Annotated in this window: 15 protein-coding genes; 7 read left to right on the top strand and 8 right to left on the bottom strand. The window is 68.2% G+C overall.

What is annotated here, in order from left to right; translation table 11 throughout:
- Positions 1 to 255: 255 nt before the first annotated feature.
- The 4 genes from AB0N89_RS17845 to AB0N89_RS17860 all read right to left on the bottom strand — a co-directional run bounded on the left by AB0N89_RS17845 (position 256) and on the right by AB0N89_RS17860 (position 3,529).
- Complete coding sequence (locus AB0N89_RS17845; RefSeq protein ID WP_364205612.1) at positions 256 to 795, bottom strand: O-acetyl-ADP-ribose deacetylase; 540 nt, start codon at positions 793 to 795, stop codon at positions 256 to 258.
- A 10-nt stretch (positions 796 to 805) separates the two neighbouring features.
- Positions 806 to 1,603, bottom strand: a complete 798-nt coding sequence (locus tag AB0N89_RS17850) for an alpha/beta hydrolase (RefSeq protein WP_364205614.1) — start codon at positions 1,601 to 1,603, stop codon at positions 806 to 808.
- 23 nt (positions 1,604 to 1,626) lie between these two features.
- The gene (locus AB0N89_RS17855; RefSeq protein ID WP_364205616.1) at positions 1,627 to 2,271 is read right to left on the bottom strand and encodes a DUF998 domain-containing protein; all 645 of its coding nucleotides are present in this window, start codon (positions 2,269 to 2,271) and stop codon (positions 1,627 to 1,629) included.
- 124 nt (positions 2,272 to 2,395) lie between these two features.
- Positions 2,396 to 3,529 (bottom strand): metallophosphoesterase, encoded by a 1,134-nt coding sequence (locus AB0N89_RS17860; protein ID WP_364205618.1) that lies wholly within the window; start codon positions 3,527 to 3,529, stop codon positions 2,396 to 2,398.
- A gap of 137 nt (positions 3,530 to 3,666) precedes the next feature.
- Here AB0N89_RS17860 and AB0N89_RS17865 point away from each other — a divergent pair, with 137 nt between their 5' ends.
- On the top strand, positions 3,667 to 4,527 hold the full coding sequence (locus AB0N89_RS17865) for a hypothetical protein (RefSeq protein WP_364205620.1): 861 nt from the start codon (positions 3,667 to 3,669) through the stop codon (positions 4,525 to 4,527).
- Positions 4,528 to 4,597: 70 nt separating this feature from the next.
- On the opposite strand, the gene AB0N89_RS17870 is transcribed toward AB0N89_RS17865, so the two are convergent.
- Positions 4,598 to 6,859: an excinuclease ABC subunit UvrA gene (locus AB0N89_RS17870; RefSeq protein WP_364205622.1), complete on the bottom strand. Its 2,262-nt coding sequence runs from the start codon at positions 6,857 to 6,859 to the stop codon at positions 4,598 to 4,600.
- A gap of 78 nt (positions 6,860 to 6,937) precedes the next feature.
- Between AB0N89_RS17870 and AB0N89_RS17875 the strand changes: the two genes are divergently transcribed.
- The 5 genes from AB0N89_RS17875 to AB0N89_RS17895 all read left to right on the top strand — a co-directional run bounded on the left by AB0N89_RS17875 (position 6,938) and on the right by AB0N89_RS17895 (position 10,965).
- A complete protein-coding gene (locus AB0N89_RS17875) occupies positions 6,938 to 7,720 on the top strand; it encodes a TetR/AcrR family transcriptional regulator C-terminal domain-containing protein (RefSeq protein WP_364205624.1) in 783 nt (260 codons plus the stop codon).
- Positions 7,721 to 7,730: 10 nt separating this feature from the next.
- Positions 7,731 to 8,162: a nitroreductase family deazaflavin-dependent oxidoreductase gene (locus AB0N89_RS17880; protein ID WP_364205626.1), complete on the top strand. Its 432-nt coding sequence runs from the start codon at positions 7,731 to 7,733 to the stop codon at positions 8,160 to 8,162.
- Positions 8,163 to 8,262: 100 nt separating this feature from the next.
- Positions 8,263 to 8,742: a pyridoxamine 5'-phosphate oxidase family protein gene (locus AB0N89_RS17885; protein ID WP_364205628.1), complete on the top strand. Its 480-nt coding sequence runs from the start codon at positions 8,263 to 8,265 to the stop codon at positions 8,740 to 8,742.
- A gap of 31 nt (positions 8,743 to 8,773) precedes the next feature.
- A complete protein-coding gene (locus AB0N89_RS17890; protein WP_364205630.1) occupies positions 8,774 to 10,321 on the top strand; it encodes a GAF domain-containing protein in 1,548 nt (515 codons plus the stop codon).
- Positions 10,318 to 10,965 (top strand): response regulator transcription factor, encoded by a 648-nt coding sequence (locus tag AB0N89_RS17895; RefSeq protein WP_364205632.1) that lies wholly within the window; start codon positions 10,318 to 10,320, stop codon positions 10,963 to 10,965. Before AB0N89_RS17890 ends, AB0N89_RS17895 begins: the two co-directional genes overlap by 4 nt.
- Here AB0N89_RS17895 and AB0N89_RS17900 read toward each other — a convergent pair.
- Positions 10,962 to 11,594 carry a sigma-70 family RNA polymerase sigma factor gene (locus tag AB0N89_RS17900; protein ID WP_364205634.1) on the bottom strand — a complete coding sequence of 211 codons (633 nt, stop codon included), beginning with the start codon at positions 11,592 to 11,594 and terminating at the stop codon, positions 10,962 to 10,964. The two genes, AB0N89_RS17895 and AB0N89_RS17900, sit on opposite strands and share 4 nt — an antisense overlap.
- A gap of 244 nt (positions 11,595 to 11,838) precedes the next feature.
- Between AB0N89_RS17900 and AB0N89_RS17905 the strand changes: the two genes are divergently transcribed.
- On the top strand, positions 11,839 to 13,608 hold the full coding sequence (locus tag AB0N89_RS17905) for a glycoside hydrolase family 18 protein (RefSeq protein ID WP_364205636.1): 1,770 nt from the start codon (positions 11,839 to 11,841) through the stop codon (positions 13,606 to 13,608).
- A 230-nt stretch (positions 13,609 to 13,838) separates the two neighbouring features.
- On the opposite strand, the gene AB0N89_RS17910 is transcribed toward AB0N89_RS17905, so the two are convergent.
- Together AB0N89_RS17910 and AB0N89_RS17915 are read right to left on the bottom strand one after the other, a co-directional pair.
- A complete protein-coding gene (locus AB0N89_RS17910; RefSeq protein ID WP_364205638.1) occupies positions 13,839 to 15,221 on the bottom strand; it encodes a cellulose binding domain-containing protein in 1,383 nt (460 codons plus the stop codon).
- Positions 15,222 to 15,233: 12 nt separating this feature from the next.
- Positions 15,234 to 16,883, bottom strand: a complete 1,650-nt coding sequence (locus AB0N89_RS17915; RefSeq protein WP_364205640.1) for a glycosyl hydrolase family 18 protein — start codon at positions 16,881 to 16,883, stop codon at positions 15,234 to 15,236.
- Positions 16,884 to 17,025 lie beyond the last annotated feature (142 nt).

The following is a 17,025-nucleotide window of genomic DNA, read 5'->3' on the forward strand; positions in this document are numbered from 1 at the left end:
GAACTGCTCCGGATACTTCGAACGAGACACCAGGACATCCTCCCTCCAGACCACTGTCTGGAATCAAGGTGTCCGCACCACAGGGGCAACTCCACGTGATGGGAGGGACGACACGCGGGCGGGCAGGTCCTCGCCTCGAGTCGTCCGCCTGGACACACGTGTCGTCCGTCTGATCACGCGTGTCGTCCGTCCAGTCACGCGAAACCGCCCGGCGGAGGTACTTGAGACACTCGTGGCCCTGACCCGAATCGCCACTCACGACCCACTCAGCCCAAGCGCGTCCGCCTGCTCCCGGAAGACGGCGTAGGCCTCGGGACCGAACAGCACGAACCGCACCAGTCCAACCGAACACGACCCGGCCGAAAGCGTGCCCAGCACCGTTTCGAGGGCGATCTCCGCGGCGGATTCGACCGGCCACCGGTAGATCCCGGTCGAGATCGCGGGGAACGCCACGGTGTGCGCGCCGAGGTCGGCGGCCACGTGCAGCGAGTTGCGGTGGCAGGCAGCCAGCAGCGCGGACCGGTCTTCCGAGTCGGACCACACCGGTCCGACGGTGTGCACCACCCAGCGCGCCGGAAGGCGGCCCGCCGTGGTGGCGACCGCCTGTCCGGTCTTCAGTCCCTTGCCGTAGTGCCCCGCGCGCAGGGCCCGGCATTCGGTGAGGATCTCCGGTCCGCCGCGGCGGTGGATCGCGCCGTCCACCCCGCCCCCGCCGAGCAGGGACGAGTTCGCGGCGTTGACCACGACGTCGACCTGCTGTTCGGTGATGTCGCCTTCGACCAGTTCGATCCTCATGACAGCTCCGTCAGCCGGTGAAGTAGTCGATCAGTACCGGGGCAACCGCCTTCGGCTTGAGCATATGCGTCTGGCCTTCGATCGTGCGGTGCTCGGCGCCGGGCACCGCCTGGGCCAGCGCGGCGACACCGTTGCGGATCCACGCGGGGCTCTTGCCGCCGTCCATGACCAGCGTCGGCACGGAGACGCTCGCCCAGCGGCCTTCGGGCAGCGGGGTGCCGTCTTGCAGGTCGTCGAACAGCGCGGCGTCGTAGCGCAGGGTCGGCGCGACCTTCTTCATCTTCGGCCAGGTGGGCATCAGCTGCATCATGAACACGACCGGCGCCGGGACGCGGACGCCGTCGCGCATGAAGGTCTTGATCGCGGCGCCGGGCTTCCCGTCGGCGATGGCGTTCTCCAGCCGCTCGGTGTAGTCGGCCGGGACCGGCGGGCGGGTGTCGTCGACGACCAGCGGGAATTCGTAGACCGCCAGTTTCGTGATCGGTAGCCCGGCTTTCGCGGCTTCGAGGGCGAGTGCGGCGCCGGACGAGATCCCGTAGACGTGGGCGGTCCCGCCGGCTTCCTTGATCAGCGCGGCGATGTCCTCGACTTCGCGAGCGACGGAGAACGGCGCGGTGTCGCCGCTTTCGCCGCGGCCGCGGCGGTCGTAGGTGTAGACGGTGAAGTGCGGGGCCAGTTCGGCGGCCAGCGGCTTGGCCGGGCCGAACTCGCGGTGGCACATCGCGCCGTCGACCAGGATGACCGCGGGGCCGGAGCCGGTGCGGGTGTAGGCGATGGTGGTGCCGTCTTGCGAGGTCACGGTGCTCATGGCGGGAATTCTCCTGGTCTTGTCTAGCGGGCGGTACGAAGGATGACGGCGGTGACCCAGCCCCAGGCCAGTATCACGGTGGCCCAGAAGGCGAGCATCACGACGGCGTTCGCGTTGCCGGAGCTGATCCCGGCGAAGGAAGCGAAGAACGCGACACCGGTGGCGCGGGAGTAGACGGCCCAGCCGCGGTGGCCTTCGCGGGCGAAGCGGCTCGCGAACACGAAGGTCGCGACGATCAGCGAGAGGAAGCCGACCGAACCGGCGGCCATGTGCAGGATCCCGGCGGTGCTGATGGTGGCCTGGCCCGCGCCGACCGGGAAGCCGTTGCCGGGGTCGGCCTTGAAGACCGCGGCGAAGAGCAGGCTGACACCGAAGGCGCCCAGCAGCCGTGGGCCCCAGGTACTGCCTCTGCCCGGTTCGAGCGTCCGGCTCAAGCCGATCGCGCCGACGAGCATCAGGACGCCGCTGACCAGGAAGTTCGTCACCTGGATCCAGCCGGCGTCGCCGTTGCTCAACATGCTCGCCGGGTGCTTCGTCATGTCGAAGCCTTCGCGGACGGCCGCCTGCGTGAGCGAGACCAGGAAGTACAGCGGGCCCGACGCGGCGCCGGCGGCGAGCAGGGCGCGGGCGGGAACGGCGGTGATGGTTCGGGTGACGGCGATGGTCATCGTCTCGGCCTTTCGGAGCGGGGTTCGACGAGCACAACTCTCGCCCCGAACGGTCCAGTTGTCAAGACAAAAAAATTTGTCGGTGACGCGGATCGCAACGCCCGAGGGTGCCGCAATCAGGCGACTACTTGCCGTTTCGCAAGGTCAGGAGGGTGATCTCGCTCGGCGCGAAGACGCGCAGCGGCGGTCCCCAGAAGCCCGTGCCGCGGCTCGTGTAGAGCTGCGTGCGCTCGCCGTGACGGGAAAGCCCGGCCAGGACGGGCTGGTCGAGCCGGACCAGGAGGTGGAACGGCCAGATCTGGCCGCCGTGGGTGTGCCCGGAGATCTGGAGGTCGATCCCGGCCTCGGCGGCCTGCTTGACCTGCTTCGGCTGGTGGGCGAGCAGGACGACCGGGGTGCTCGCGGCGACGCCGTCGAGCGCGGCCGGCAGGTCCGGGCCGTGGCCGGGCAGACCGGAGGCGGCGCCGGTCGGGTCGTCGATCCCGGCGAAGACGAGCGTGTCCCCGCCTTGGGAGACCGGCAGGTGCCGGTTGTGCAGCGGCTCCCAGCCGAGGTCGCGCATGTGGTCGAGCCAGGCCTGCGCCTCGCCGAAGTACTCGTGGTTGCCGGTGATGTAGAACTTGCCGAGCTTCGCGCGCACCTTGCCGAGCGGCGCGACCTGCTGCGCGCGCTTGGCGACGGAACCGTCGGCGAGATCACCCGCGTGGGCCACGACGTCGGCGTCGAGTTCGTTCACCACCTCGACGACCTTCTCCGACCACCCGGTCCGGTTCAGCGGGCCGAAGTGGGTGTCGGTGATGATCGCGAACCGGAGACCGTCGAGCCCCGCGCCGAGGCGGGGGATCACGACGTCGAGCTCCTTGAGCCTCGGCACGCGCCGGGCTTCGACCATCCCGTACGCCGCCAGCGCCGCGAAGGCCACCAGGACGACGCCGGACACGATCCCCGCCGCGCTGTCCACTCCGGACACCGAGAGCACGAGCCGCAGCACGTTTCCGAGCACGGACAACGAGAACAGCAGCCAGATCAAGCCGAGGGAGAGGTCGCCGATCTTCGCCGCGAGGTCGCGCTGCCACGGCCCGTGGCCGAGGATCATGCTCGCGGGCACGACGACCGCCGCGGCGGCGAACACGATCGTGCCGAGGACTTCGAGCGCGGCCGGGAGTGCGGGGGAGCCGACGATCGTCCACCACGGCACTCCGAACAGGAGGGCGAGAACAGCGATCAGCGCGGCGACGCGGGCGAGGATGCGAGGCATGATGACGGCCAGACTAACAGACCATCGGTCTCTACCGCGGCCTTCGCTGAGGGGCTCTCAGCTACGCAGGCGGGCGTACGCGAGGTGTCGCTTCACGGCCGACGCTTTGTGAGCGGCGCCGAAAGACACTCTTCCGTATGAAGGAGATACGGACGATCGAGCGCGTCGCCTACGTGACGGGGGCGCTCCTGTTCCTGAGCGGTCTCGTGCACGCGGTCGTGCTGATCGCGTCCGGCGGTTCGTGGACCGGGCCGCTGTCGATGCGGAAGGCGGTCACCTTCGGCCTGTCGTTCGGGCTGACGCTGGCCTCCGTCGCTTGGGCGACGTCGTACGTCGCGGTGCGGCCGCGAGTGCGGAACGCGCTGCTCGGCGTTTTCACCGGGGCGAGTGTCGTCGAGACGGTGCTGGTGAGCATGCAGGCCTGGCGCGGGGTGCCGTCGCACTTCAACTTCGAGACCGGGTTCGACAACGCGGTGTCGACGACGCTCGCGGCGGGCGGCGGCGTCCTCATCCTGACGGCGGTCTCGTTCACCGCGGCCGCGATGCGCGGCGAAGGGGAGACGACGGCGAGCATGCGGCTCGCGGTGCGGTTCGGTTTCGTCGCGCTGCTGGTGGCGCTGGGCGCGGGCGCGGCGATGATCGCGAGCGGCGTCGTCGAGGCGCGGGGCGGGAACCCGCAGGTCGCGTACACGACGGCCGGCGCGCTGAAGCCCCTGCACGCGGTCGCGATGCACGCGATCCTCATCGTGCCGGGACTCGCCTGGCTGCTGCGATTCGCGGACTGGACGGAGCGGCGGCGCGTGCGGCTGGTGGGGGTGGCGATCGGTGCTTACGCGGTGCTGACCGCGGTGGTGGGGGTGGAATCGGTGACCGGGGTTTCGCCGCTGGCGGCCTCGCCGGTGGAGATGGTGACGTCGGGGGTGGCGCTGGGGGTGCTGGGGCTGGTCGGGGTCGGTGCTGCCCGTGAAGCCCTCCGTACTCGCTCCTGGATGTCATGAAAGGGTCGTTCAGGACAAAAAATGTCCTGAACGACCCTTTCATGACACTCGCGGGAGGGTGAGCTAAGCGCTACCGGCCCACGTAAGCGCGAAGGTGCTGTGCCGTAAGAGTGTCACCGGAGGCGACCAGGTCGGCCGGAGTCCCGGTGAACACCACCTGGCCCCCGTCCGAACCGGCGCCCGGCCCCAGGTCCACGATCCAGTCCGCGTGCGCCATCACCGCCTGGTGATGCTCGATGACCACCACCGTGTTGCCGTCGTCGACCAGCCGGTCCAGCAGTCCGAGCAGCTGGTCGACGTCGGCGAGGTGCAGGCCGGTGGTCGGTTCGTCGAGGACGTAGGTCGCCGACTTCTCCGCCATCCGGATGGCCAGTTTGATCCGCTGTCGTTCGCCGCCGGACAGCGTCGTGAGCGGCTGCCCGAGTCCGAGGTAGCCGAGGCCGACGTCGGAAAGCCGGTCCAGGATCGTCCGCGCCTGCCCCGAGGGGAAGAAGTCGCGCGCCTCGGCGACCGGCATCGCGAGGACCTCGCTGATGTTCTTGCCGCGCAGCCGATAGGTCAGGACCTCGGCGGTGAACCGCTTGCCCTCGCATTCCTCGCAGACCGTCGCCACCCCGGCCATCATCGCCAGGTCGGTGTAGATCAGCCCGATGCCCTTGCACTTCGGGCACGCGCCCTCGGAGTTCGCGCTGAACAGGGCGGCCTTGACGCCGTTGGCCTTGGCGAACGCGGTGCGGATCGGGTCGAGCAGACCGGTGTAGGTCGCCGGGTTGCTCCGCCGCGAGCCGCGGATGGCCGACTGGTCGAGCACCACTACGTCATCCCTTGTGGACAGTGAGCCGTGGATGAGCGAGCTCTTGCCCGAACCGGCGACCCCGGTGACCACGGTCAGCACGCCCAGCGGGATGTCGACGTCGACACCGCGCAGGTTGTGCCGGGTCGCGTTCCGGATCTCGATCCGCCCGGTCGGCTCGCGGACGTCGTCGCGCAGCCGTGCCCGGTGGTCGAGGTGCCGCCCGGTCAGCGTGCCGGACGCGCGCAGCCCGGCGACGTCGCCGGTGAAGCAGATCTGCCCGCCGTGCGGACCGGCGCCCGGTCCGAGGTCGACGACGTGGTCGGCGATCTCGATCGTTTCCGGTTTGTGCTCGACGACGAGCACCGTGTTCCCCTTGTCCTTCAACAGGAGCAGTAGGCCGTTCATGCGCTGGATGTCGTGCGGGTGCAGCCCGACGGTCGGCTCGTCGAAGACGTAGGTGACGTCGGTGAGGCTGGAACCCAGGTGTCGCACCATCTTCACGCGCTGCGCCTCGCCGCCCGAAAGCGTCCCGGACTCGCGGTCGAGGCTCAGGTAGCCGAGGCCGATCTCCACGAGCGAGTCGAGGGTGTCGCGCAAGGTCTGCATCAGCGGTCCGACCGACGGGTCGTCGATCTTGCGGACGAAGTCGGCCAGGTCGCTGATCTGCATCGACGAGCAGTCGGCGATGTTCAGCCCCTCGATCCTCGAGGCCAGCGCCGCCTGGTTGAGCCGGGCGCCGTCGCACGCCGGGCATCGCCGGAAGGTGATCGCCCGGTCCACGAAGGCCCGGATGTGCGGCTGCGTCGCTTCCTTGTCCTTCGACAGGAACAGCCGCTGGACCTTCACCAGCAGGCCCTCGTAGTTCGTGTTGATCCCGCCGAGCTTCATCTTGGTGGCGGGCTTGTGCATGAAGTCTTCCCACTGCTGAGGGGTGTAGTCCTTCAGCTTGACCGCGGGATCGACGAACCCGGACTCCGCCAGCCCCTTCCAGTACCAGCCGCCCGGCGCGAAGTTCGGGACGGTGATCGCGCCTTCGTCGAGCGAAAGCTCCTTGTCGACGAGCTGGTCGATGTCGATGGTGGAGACCTTCCCCAGCCCTTCGCATTCGGGGCACATCCCCTCGGGAAGGTTGAAGCTGAACGCCCCGGACGTTCCGACGTGCGGCTGTCCCAGCCTGCTGAAGACGATCCGCAACATCGTGTGCGCGTCGGTCGCGGTGCCGACCGTGGAGCGGGAGTTGGCCCCCATCCGCTCCTGGTCGACGACGATCGCGGCGCTCAGGTTCCGCAGCGCGTCCACGTCCGGCCGTCCGACGGGGGCCATGAAGGACTGGATGAACGCGGTGTAGGTCTCGTTGATCAGCCGCTGCGACTCCGCGGCGATGGTGCCGAACACCAAGGACGACTTCCCCGAACCCGAGACACCGGTGAAGACGGTGAGGCGGCGCTTGGGGATGTCGACCGAGACGTCGGCGAGGTTGTTCTCTCTGGCTCCGCGCACCTGGATCATGTCGTGGCTGTCGGCGGCCGAAGGCATGGCTCTCCCCTGGTTGGAACTCTTTAGCCTGTAAAGTGAGGGTAGCAGAGGTTACTTTATGGTGTAAGGAGATAGCAAGTGGTCGTCTACGCGGCGCAGGGAGACCCTCGGCGGACGATGGCGCTGCTGTGGCGGACCGAATCGCCGGACGCCGAGCGACCCGGCCCCAAACCGGGGCTTTCGGTGGAGCTGATCGTCGAGACGGCGCTCGCCATCGCGGACGCCGAGGGCATGGCGGGCCTGTCGATGCGGGCCGTCGGGGACACGCTCGGCCGCACGGCCATGGCGCTCTACACCTATGTCCCGAGCAAGAGCGAGCTGCTCGATCTCATGTACGACAAGGTGCTCGCCGAGCTGCCCGTCTCGCACGACGGCGACGGCTGGCGGGCCGACGTCACGCGCTGGGCCGAGGAACTTTGGGCCTTCTACCTGCGGCATCCCTGGGTCCTGCAGATCTCGCAGGCGCGGCCGGTGCTCGGGCCGAACGAGTACGTCGTACTGGAGGCGCTGGTGAAGATCCTGCGCCGGACCGGATTGGGCCCGGTGATGCTGCGGCGGCTGGTCAGCGCGCTGTACTCGTGTGTCCGCGAGCCCGCGAGGACGGCCTCGGAGGCGCGGCAGGCCGAGAAGGCGACGGGCCAGTCCGACGACGAGTGGTGGTACGCGCGGTCCGCGCATCTGCGGGAGGTCTCGCCGGACTTCGCCGAACGGTTCCCGACGCTGACCTGGATGGAGGGCGAGCACGCCTTCCGGATGGAGGACGAGACGATGTCCTACCTGGAGCAGGAGGCGCGGGAGGCCTTCGAACTCTCGCTGGCCGTTCTCCTGGACGGAATCGAAGTCTCGATGAAAGCGGAGTAGCCTTCTCCGTATGCCCAGTGATTTCGCCCTGAAGACCATGAACGCCGTCCACCGCGTCATCCAGAAGGTCAGCGGCGGCCGCGCCGGCTGGCAGGTCGCCGGGATGACCGTCCTGGAACTGACCACCATCGGCCGCAAATCCGGCCAGCCCCGCACCGTGCTGCTGACCTCGCCGCTGCGCGAAGGCGACGCGTACGTCATCGTCGCCTCCCGCGGTGGCGACGACCAGCACCCGGCGTGGTTCCTCAACCTCCGCGACAACCCCGAGGTCCAGGTCACCCTGAAGGGCGAGAGCGCGCGGCCGATGGTCGCGAGCGTCGCCGACGCCGACCTGCGCGCCCGCCTGTGGCCGAAGATCACCGCGGACTACAAGAACTACGCGCAGTACCAGACCAAAACCGACCGGGAGATCCCCGTGGTCCTGCTCTCGCCGAAGGTCTAGCAGGGCATCCCCGCCTGAGGCGGGTCCATTGGCCCTACCGGTGAGTCGGTGCGCCGGGGGACCGTGGATCTCGACGCAGTGGAACTACGAGAACGCGGGGATGCCGATGTCCGACTCCTTGGGTCTCGAGATGCTCGACCGCGAGCAGTGCCTGGCGCTGCTCGCGGGCGCCGGGCTCGGCCGGGTGGTGTTCACCTCCCGCGCCCTGCCGGCGATCCAGCCCGCCCGGTTCGCGCTCCACCACGGTGCGATCGTGGTGCGGACGCCGTCGCAGAGCGCGTTGTTCGCCGGGATACTCGACAGTGTGGTGGCGTTCGCGGTCGACGAGTTCGCCAAGGACCTGGGAAGCGGTTGGTTCGTCACCGTCGTCGGCCGGGCCTCCGAGGTGCGCGACCCGCTGGTCACCGCCGAACTCGAGACCCTCCCGCTGGGCTGCTGGACCGGACGGACGGACTCGCGATACCTCCGGATCCCCATCGAGTCGGTAACCGGACGAAGGATCCTCGGCGTGTGCAGTAACGAAGCCCTGTCCGTGATCGACGCACCAGATGAGCGATCCGGGCGCGTTTGTCATTCCTGACCCCCACTGCCCGGCGCGGTAGTCCGGGACGGTGACGGCGGTGCGGCGGGTGAGTGCGGCGAGTGACGCCAAGGCGCCCAGGATTCTGGACGCGGTGGCCGGGATCGCCCACGATCTCAGCCTCTCCGACGTGCTGAGACGCATGGTGGAATCCGCCTGCGAGCTGACCGGCGCGCCGTTCGGCGCGCTGAGCGTGCTCGACTCGGACGAGTTCATCCGCTTCGGTGACGCCTGGGAGCGGCCGCCGTCCGAGGACGAGTCGCGGGTCATGCCGATCCGCCTGCGCGGCCGCATCTTCGGGATGCTGTACCTCGCCCGCAAACCGGACGGCGAGGAGTTCACCGAAGCCGAGGACGACCTGCTCGTCGCGCTCACCGCCGCGGCCGGTGTGGTGATCGAGAACGCCGCGCTGTTCGACCAGGTGCAGCGGCGCGAGCGCTGGCTCGAAGCGTCGTACCACGTCACCGGCGCGCTCCTGACCGACCAGGATCTGACCGCGACCCTGCACCTCATCGCCGAACGCGCCCGCGTCGTCGCCGGCGGCACCGCGGGGGCGGTGGCCCTGCCCAGCGGCGACGGGCAGCTGGTCTTCGAGATCGTCGAGCCGCCGGGGCCGGACGCCGACAGGCTCGCCGGTGTCGCCGTGCCGACCGAGGGCACCGCGACCGGGATGGCGTTCACCACCGGGAAGCCCGTCGTGGTCCGGGACTACGGCGAGAAGGTGCTCGAATACCAGGGCGACAACGCCTCCGCGATGCCCGCGGCGATCAAGGACCTGGACTCCACGATCGCCGTCCCGCTGATCGTCGGCGAAGAGAAACTCGGCGTCCTGCTGGTGGCGAAGTTCCGCGACCGGACCCCGTTCTCCGCCTACGACGTCCAGCTCGCCGAGACCTTCGCCGCACACGCCGCGCTCGCGGTCGAGTTCGCCCGCGCGCAACAGGACCGGCAGCGGCTCGCCGTCTTCGAGGACCGCGACCGGATCGCCCGCGATCTGCACGATCTGGTGATCCAGCGGCTGTTCGCGATCGGGCTCGGTCTGGAGGGGCTCAGCAGGCTCGCGTCCGAACCCGCCATCGCCGACCGCGTGACCGGTTTCGCGCACGAGATCGACCGCACCATCCGCGAGATCCGCAACAGCATCTTCTCGCTGCAGGAACCGGCGGAGGCGCAGGGAAGTCTCCGCTCCGAGTTGCTGCGAGTCGCGCTCGACGCGGGCTGCGCGTCCGAACCCCGGGTCGGGTTCGACGGGCCGCTCGACTCGACCGTGCCGGACACGGTCCGCTCCGATCTCATCGCGACCCTGCGGGAAGCACTGTCCAATGTGGTCAGACACGCCGAGGCGACGGCGGTGTCGGTCGACGTCTCGGTCGATCGTGACGGACGGTGGCTGAAGCTCACGGTGGTGGACGATGGAGTCGGCATGCCCGCCGAACCCGGGCATCGCAGCGGGGTTTCGAACCTCGCCGAACGCGCGGCCCGCTGGAACGGGTCGTTCAGCGTCGAAGCGAGGCCGGAAGGCGGGACGAGACTCGACTGGTCGGTGGAGCTGCCGGCCCGACAGGGGAGTGTGGGATGACGATTTCGGTGTTCCTGCTGGACGATCACGAACTCGTCCGTACCGGGTTGAAGACCGTCTTCGAGGCCGAGGACGATTTCAAGGTGGTCGGCGAAGCGTCCACGGCCGCCGAGGCGTTCGTGCGGATCCCCGCGATCAAACCGCAGGTCGCGGTGCTCGACGTCCGGCTGCCGGACGGTGAAGGGGTCAGCGTCTGCCGGGAGATCCGGGCGTCCGTCGACCCGCCGCCCGCGTGCCTGATGCTGACGTCGTATTCCGACGACGACGCGCTGTTCGGCGCGATCATGGCGGGCGCGGCCGGGTACATGCTCAAGCAGGTCTCCGGTGGCGCGCTGGTCAAGGCCGTCCGCACGGTCGCCGCCGGGGGATCGCTGCTGGACAGCACGCTGACGGCGTCGGTGATGAACCGGCTGCGCGGCGAGAGCGACCTCCCGGACCCGCGGTACGAACAGCTGAGCCCGCAGGAACGGCGGGTGCTCGACCACATCGCCGACGGGCTGACCAACCGCCAGATCGCGGAAAAGCTGTTCCTCGCGGAGAAGACGGTCAAGAACTACGTGTCGTCGCTGCTGCACAAGCTCGGATTCGAACGCCGCACCGCCGCCGCCGTCTACGCCACGCAACGCCGCAAGCCCACCTCCTAGAAGAAGGTGAACCCGCCGGCGTAACCGGGGTCCTCGCGCAGCACCCGCCGCAGTTCGTTGAGCGCCCGGTGCTGGGTGACCCGGACGGCGCCCGCGCTCGCCATGCCCAGCGCGCCCGCGGTCTCCTCGGCGCTGAAGCCGTGGATCACGCGGAGTACCAGCACGTCGCGCTGCCTGGCCGAAAGGACCTCGAACAGCCGGGACATCCGGCGGTTGCGGTCCGCCTTCTCGACCTCTTCGAACGTCGGGTTCCACGGCCCGTCCTGCTCGGGCTCCGGATCGGGCACCGGCGCGGACGGGTCGCGCGCGAGGTTCCGGCGGACGTCGGCGACCTTGTGCGAGGCGATCCCGAAGACGTACGGCAGGAAGCTGTTGTCCTGGTAGCTGTAGCGCGGCAAAGCGACCAGGACGGCCATGAGGACTTCCTGCGCGCAGTCCTCGGCGTTGGAGATGCCGCGCATGGTCCCGCCCAGCCTGCCCGCGCAGTACCGGATCACGATCGGCCGGAGAAGCGTCAGCAGGCCCCCGATGGCCCGCCGGTCACCCTGGATCGCCGCGCGGATCAATTCGCCGTCCGGCTCTCCCGGCCGGGGCGAATAAGTCGGGCGCACGGCTTCGGCCACGGCCATCACGCCGGATGGGCCGTTCTCGGCGTTTCCCTGTGCGTTCCCATCGTCCCCACCTCCCGAAAGCCCCCAGCCCTCTTTGGCCCTTCCGACGTTACGGAGGCCGCTCTCACGTCACACCGGTATAGGAGCCCGGAGTAGTCGGGCCTTTGGACCCTGGTGCCGCCCGGCTCTGGACTTTCGCCAGATTGGTCTAGACAATTAGCCCAGCGCGGCGGCAGGCCGCCCTTGATCCGGAGGAATCGCGATGAGGCGTTCCAGATCCCTGGCCTTTCTGGCCGTTGCGGTGCTCACCTTCGCCGGGCTGATAACGGGAGGCGGTACCGCGAGCGCGGCCAATCTGCTTCTCAATCCCGGCTTCGAGGCGGGTTCGACGTCCGGCTGGTCCTGTGCGGCGGGAACGGCCGTCACCACACCGGCCCACTCAGGCGGTTACGCCGTTTCGGTCACGCCCGGCTCGACGATCGGGAAGTGTGCACAGACGGTGTCCGTCAAGCCCAGTACGACCTACGCGGTTTCCGCCTGGGTGAACGGGAATCCGGTGTACCTCGGGGTCACCGGCGGACCGTCGACCTGGACCGCGGCGACCTCGTACACCCAGCTTTCGCTGTCGTTCACGACGTCGGCGACGCAGACGACGGCGGAGGTGTACGTCCACGGCTGGTACGGATCGGGCACCTTCTACGCGGACGACGTCAGCCTCGACGGACCCGGCGGCGGGAACCCGGGAGCGCCTCCGGCGCCGGGAAACCCGGCCTTGGGCACGGTGACGAACTCATCGATCGCGCTGTCGTGGGGAGCCTCGGCGGGCACGGTGACCGGGTACCGCGTGTACGAAGGCGGGAACGTCGTCGCGACGGCGACCGGCACTTCGGTGACGATTTCGGGGCTGACTTCCTGTACATCGCACAACTATTCGGTGGCCGCGTACAACAGCGCGGGCGAATCGCCGAAGACCGCCGAAGTGAGTGCCATGACTTCCGGCTGCGTCGACACCGGACTGCCGAAGCACGCGCTGATCGGTTACCTGCACACGAGTTTCGCCAACGGTTCCGGGTACACCCGGATGGCCGACGTCCCGGCCGCGTGGGACATCATCAACCTGGCCTTCGGTGAGCCGACTTCGGTGACCTCGGGTGACATCCGGTTCACGCGGTGCCCGGTGGCGGAATGCCCGACGGTGGAAAGCGACGCGGACTTCATCGCCGCGATCCGCGCGAAGCAGGCGCAGGGCAAGAAGGTCCTGATCTCGATCGGCGGGCAGAACGGCCAGGTCCAGCTGACCACGACCGCCGCGCGCGACGCCTTCGTCAGCTCGGTTTCCGCGATCATCGACCGGTACGGGCTGAACGGGCTCGACATCGACTTCGAGGGCCACTCGCTGTACCTGAACTCCGGCGACAACGATTTCCGGAATCCGACCACGCCGGTGATCGTCAATCTCATTTCGGCGCTGAAGACGTTGAAAGCTCGCTATGGAGCGGGATTCGTGCTCACCATGGCGCCGGAGACGTTCTTCGTGCAGACCGGGTACCAGTACTACGGTGGACTCGGCGGTGCCGACAACCGGACGGGTTCGTACCTGCCGGTGATCCACGCGATGCGGGACGCGCTGACCGTGCTGCACGTCCAGGACTACAACTCCGGACCGGTGATGGGCCTGGACAACCAGTACCACTTCATGGGCGGCGCGGACTTCCACATCGCGATGACCGATATGATCAAGGCGGGCTTCACGGTGGCGTCGACCGGGTTCCGGTTCCCGGGGCTGCGTGAGGACCAGATCGCGTTCGGCCTGCCCGCCGCGGTGAGCGCGGGCAATGGGCACACCGCTCCGGCGGCGGTGCAGTCGGCGCTGAACTGCCTGGTGAAGAACTCCGGGTGCGGGTCGTATTCCTTGCGCGGCGGCGCTTCGCCTGCGTTGCGCGGGCTGATGACCTGGTCGATCAACTGGGACCGGTACTACGGCTGGGAATTCCAGAACGCCCACGAACCGTTCCTGAACGCCCTGCCCTGATCCCCTTTCCTGTAGGTCCGTGAAGGCCTCCTTGAGGGACCCAGAGTCCCTCAAGGAGGCCTTCACGGACCGCGGGGTGGTGTGCTTGGAGTGTCCGGCGGTGGAGGTGTTGCGAAAGTGGCTTTCGCAGCACCTTTCTCCCAGCGCGGCATGCGCAAAAGGAGCGGGCCCGCACCGTGCAGCTTCGGTGCGGGCCCGCAGTTCGGGGAGTTACCTATCGGGAAGGGACGTCAGAAGCCCGCGGTGATCCGCGTGAAGTCCCAGTCGTTCTGTGCGATACCGCTGCAGTTCTCGGCGACACCGCCACCGGGACAGGGCCGGTCGCGGTTGGCCGACCAGAAAGCGAGCCTGGCGATCTTGTTCGTCTTGGACCAGGTGGTGATCTTGGTCCAGGCGTCGAGACTCGTCAGCTCCTGCTGGTCCGAAAGGCCGTTCATCCCGCTGATGCCCAGGTGGCCGTACGCCGTGGCGTCGTCCCACCCGAAGGTCGACTTCAGCTTGTCCCGCAGGCCGTTCGCGGCCTTGATGGTGTTGCCGTACATGTCCGCGCCGCCACCGAAGTCGAACGGCATGATCGTGTAGACGTCGACACCGGCGTTCAGCGCCTTCGACTGGTCGATGAGCCGGTTGCCCCAGGAGTTCGGGCCGCTGGTCGTCGTGCCGAAGGTGAGAATGGTCTGGATACCGGGGTTCTTCGCCTTCACGATCTTCAACGCGTTGAGGACGCGGTCCTGCACGGTCGCGTTCTCGAACTCGTCGGTGTTCTCGATGTCGATGTCGATCGCCTTGAGACCGTAGGCGTCGATCACCTTCTGGTAGGCGCCGGCGAGCGCTTCCGGCGTCGAACAGTTCGGGCCGAGCTTGTTGCCGCTCCACCCGCCGAAGGACGGCACGATCTGCCCGCCCGCGGCCTTGATCTGCGAGATCGCGTTCGCGTCGGGGCCGCCCTGCAGCGGACGACTGCCGTCCCACGCGGGGTTGCAGCCGTTCGAGGCCAGCACGAAAGCCAGGGTGAACCACTTGATGCCGGTCGCGTTCATGACCGTCTGCGGGTTCGGCGGGCTGCCCCAGCCCATGTACAGATACGGCGCGCCACGGCCGCCGGGCTGCGGCGGATTGCTCGTGGTGGTCGTCGGCGGGTTCGACGTCGACGTGGTCGTGGTCGGGGAGGAGGTGGTGGTGGTCGGCGTCGTGGTCGGCCCGCCGCCCGGGTCACAGGAACCACCGTTGATCTTGCAGTTCGCCGGGGCGACGTAGGTCCCGGAGTACTTGACGTTGAAGCCGAAACTGGTGTTGCCACCGTTGGAAAGGTTGCCGTTCCAGGTGTTCTTCACCGTCACGTGCTGACCGGAGACGGAATAGCTGCCGTCCCACAACGAGGCGATCGAATGTCCCGCGGGGAGGTCGAATTCGACCGTCCACGTGGGAAGACTCGATCCGGAGTTGTTGCTGATCGTGTACTTGCCCTCCCAGCCGGAGCCCCAATCGGAGCCCTTGCTGAAGGCGGCGCCGACGCCGCCGGCCGCGGAGGCCGGCGCGATCACGAGGACCGCGCCGGCCGTTGCGGCAGCGGCGGCCAGGCCGACGGCCTGGATCCAAGTCCGCTTAGCCACTTCTCAAACCTCTCAGTTCAGGCCATTGCGCATGGCCGTGACCAGTTCACCGTTGCCGGTGTCGCCACTGAGCTCCCAGAAGAACGCGCCGCCGAGACCCTGGTTCTTGGTCCAGCCCATCTTCGAGTTGATGGTCGCGGGAGTGTCGTAGCTCCACCAGTTGTTGCCACACTTCGCGTACGCGGTGCCCGCGATAGTGCCCGTCGACGGGCAGCTGTTCTTGAGGACCTTGTAGTCCTCGATGCCCGCTTCGTACGTGCCCGGTGCCGCACCGGTCGCGGTGCCGCCCGGGGCGTCCTGCGTGACCCCGGTCCAGCCTCGGCCGTAGAAACCGATACCCAGCAACAGTTTGCTGGCCGGAACGCCCTTGGCCTTGAGCTTCTGGATGGCCTCGTCGGAGTTGAAGCCCTGCTGCGGGATGCCCGGGTACGCGGTCAGCGGCGAGTGCGGGGCCGTCGGTCCCTTGTCCGCCCAGGCGCCGAAGAAGTCGTACGTCATGACGTTGTACCAGTCGAGGTACGCCGACGCGGGGCCGTAGTCGGCGAGGTCGAGCTTGCCGCCGCTGCTGGCGTCCGCGGTGATCGCGGCGGTGACCAGGAACGAGGAACCGAACTTGGTGCGCAGCGCCTGGGCCACGTTCTTGATCGCGGCGGGGCCGCTGGTGTCACAGGTGAGACCGCAGGCGTTCGGGTACTCCCAGTCGATGTCGATGCCGTCGAAGACGTCGGCCCATCGCGGGTCCTTGATCAGCTTGTAGCAGGACTCGGCGAAAGCGGTCGGGTTCTTCGAGGCCTGGCCGAAGCCGCCGGACCAGGTCCAGCCACCGAACGACCACAGCACCTTGAGGCCCGGGTACATCTTCTTCAGCTTGCGCAGCTGGTTGAAGTTGCCGCGCAGGGCGCCCGCGTCCCACGTGTCCGCGACACCGTCCACACTGGACCCGGCGTCGTAGAACTTGTCGTAGTCGGCGTAGGTGTCGTCGTTCGCGGAGCAGGAACCGTTGGTGACGTTGCCGAACGCGTAGTTGATGTGCGTCAGCTTCGCGGCGGAACCAGAAGTGTGAATGTTCTTCACGTGGTAGTTACGGCCGTAGACGCCCCACTGCACGAAGTAGCCGAGGTTCTTCTTCGCGCCCGGGTTCGGGTTCGAAGTCGTCGTGGTCGGCGGGTTGCTCGTGGTGGTCGTCGTGGGCGGGTTCGACGTCGTCGGGTTGGACGTCGTGCTCGTGGGCGGGTTGCTCGTCGTCGGGGTGCCCCCACCCGGATCACAAGAGCCGCCGTTGATCTTGCAGTTCGCGGGCGCCGTGTAGGCGCCGGAGTACTTGACGTTGAAGCCGAAGCTGATGGAGGCGCCGTTGGAAACGTTGCCGTTCCAGGTGTTCTTGACGGTCACGTGCTGACCGGAGACGGAGTAGCTGCCGTCCCACAGTGAAGCGATCGAGTGGCCGGCCGCGAGGTCGAACTCGAGCGTCCAGGAGGTGAGGCCCGATCCCGAATTGTTCGTGATCGTGTACTTGCCTTCCCAGCCGGAGCCCCAATCCGAGCCCTTGGTCAGCGTGGCCCCGACCCCGCCCGCCGCGGCCGCCGGCACGGTCACCAGACCGACCGCCAGTGCCGCGACGGCCGTGAACAGGCCGACCAGATGCCATCTCTTTCTTGACATTTCACTCCTTACAACACGGTGCAGGGAAATGATCTTGGAGAAGATTTCGTCAAAGGGAAATCGGTGACATCGCGTTGCCACGGTCGAAACCGGGCAGGCGGGGATGCGTCTTCATCGACCACCTCCATGCGGAACGCTTTGT

It is taken from the genome of Amycolatopsis sp. NPDC089917 (genome assembly GCF_040684635.1).
Taxonomy (GTDB): domain Bacteria; phylum Actinomycetota; class Actinomycetes; order Mycobacteriales; family Pseudonocardiaceae; genus Amycolatopsis.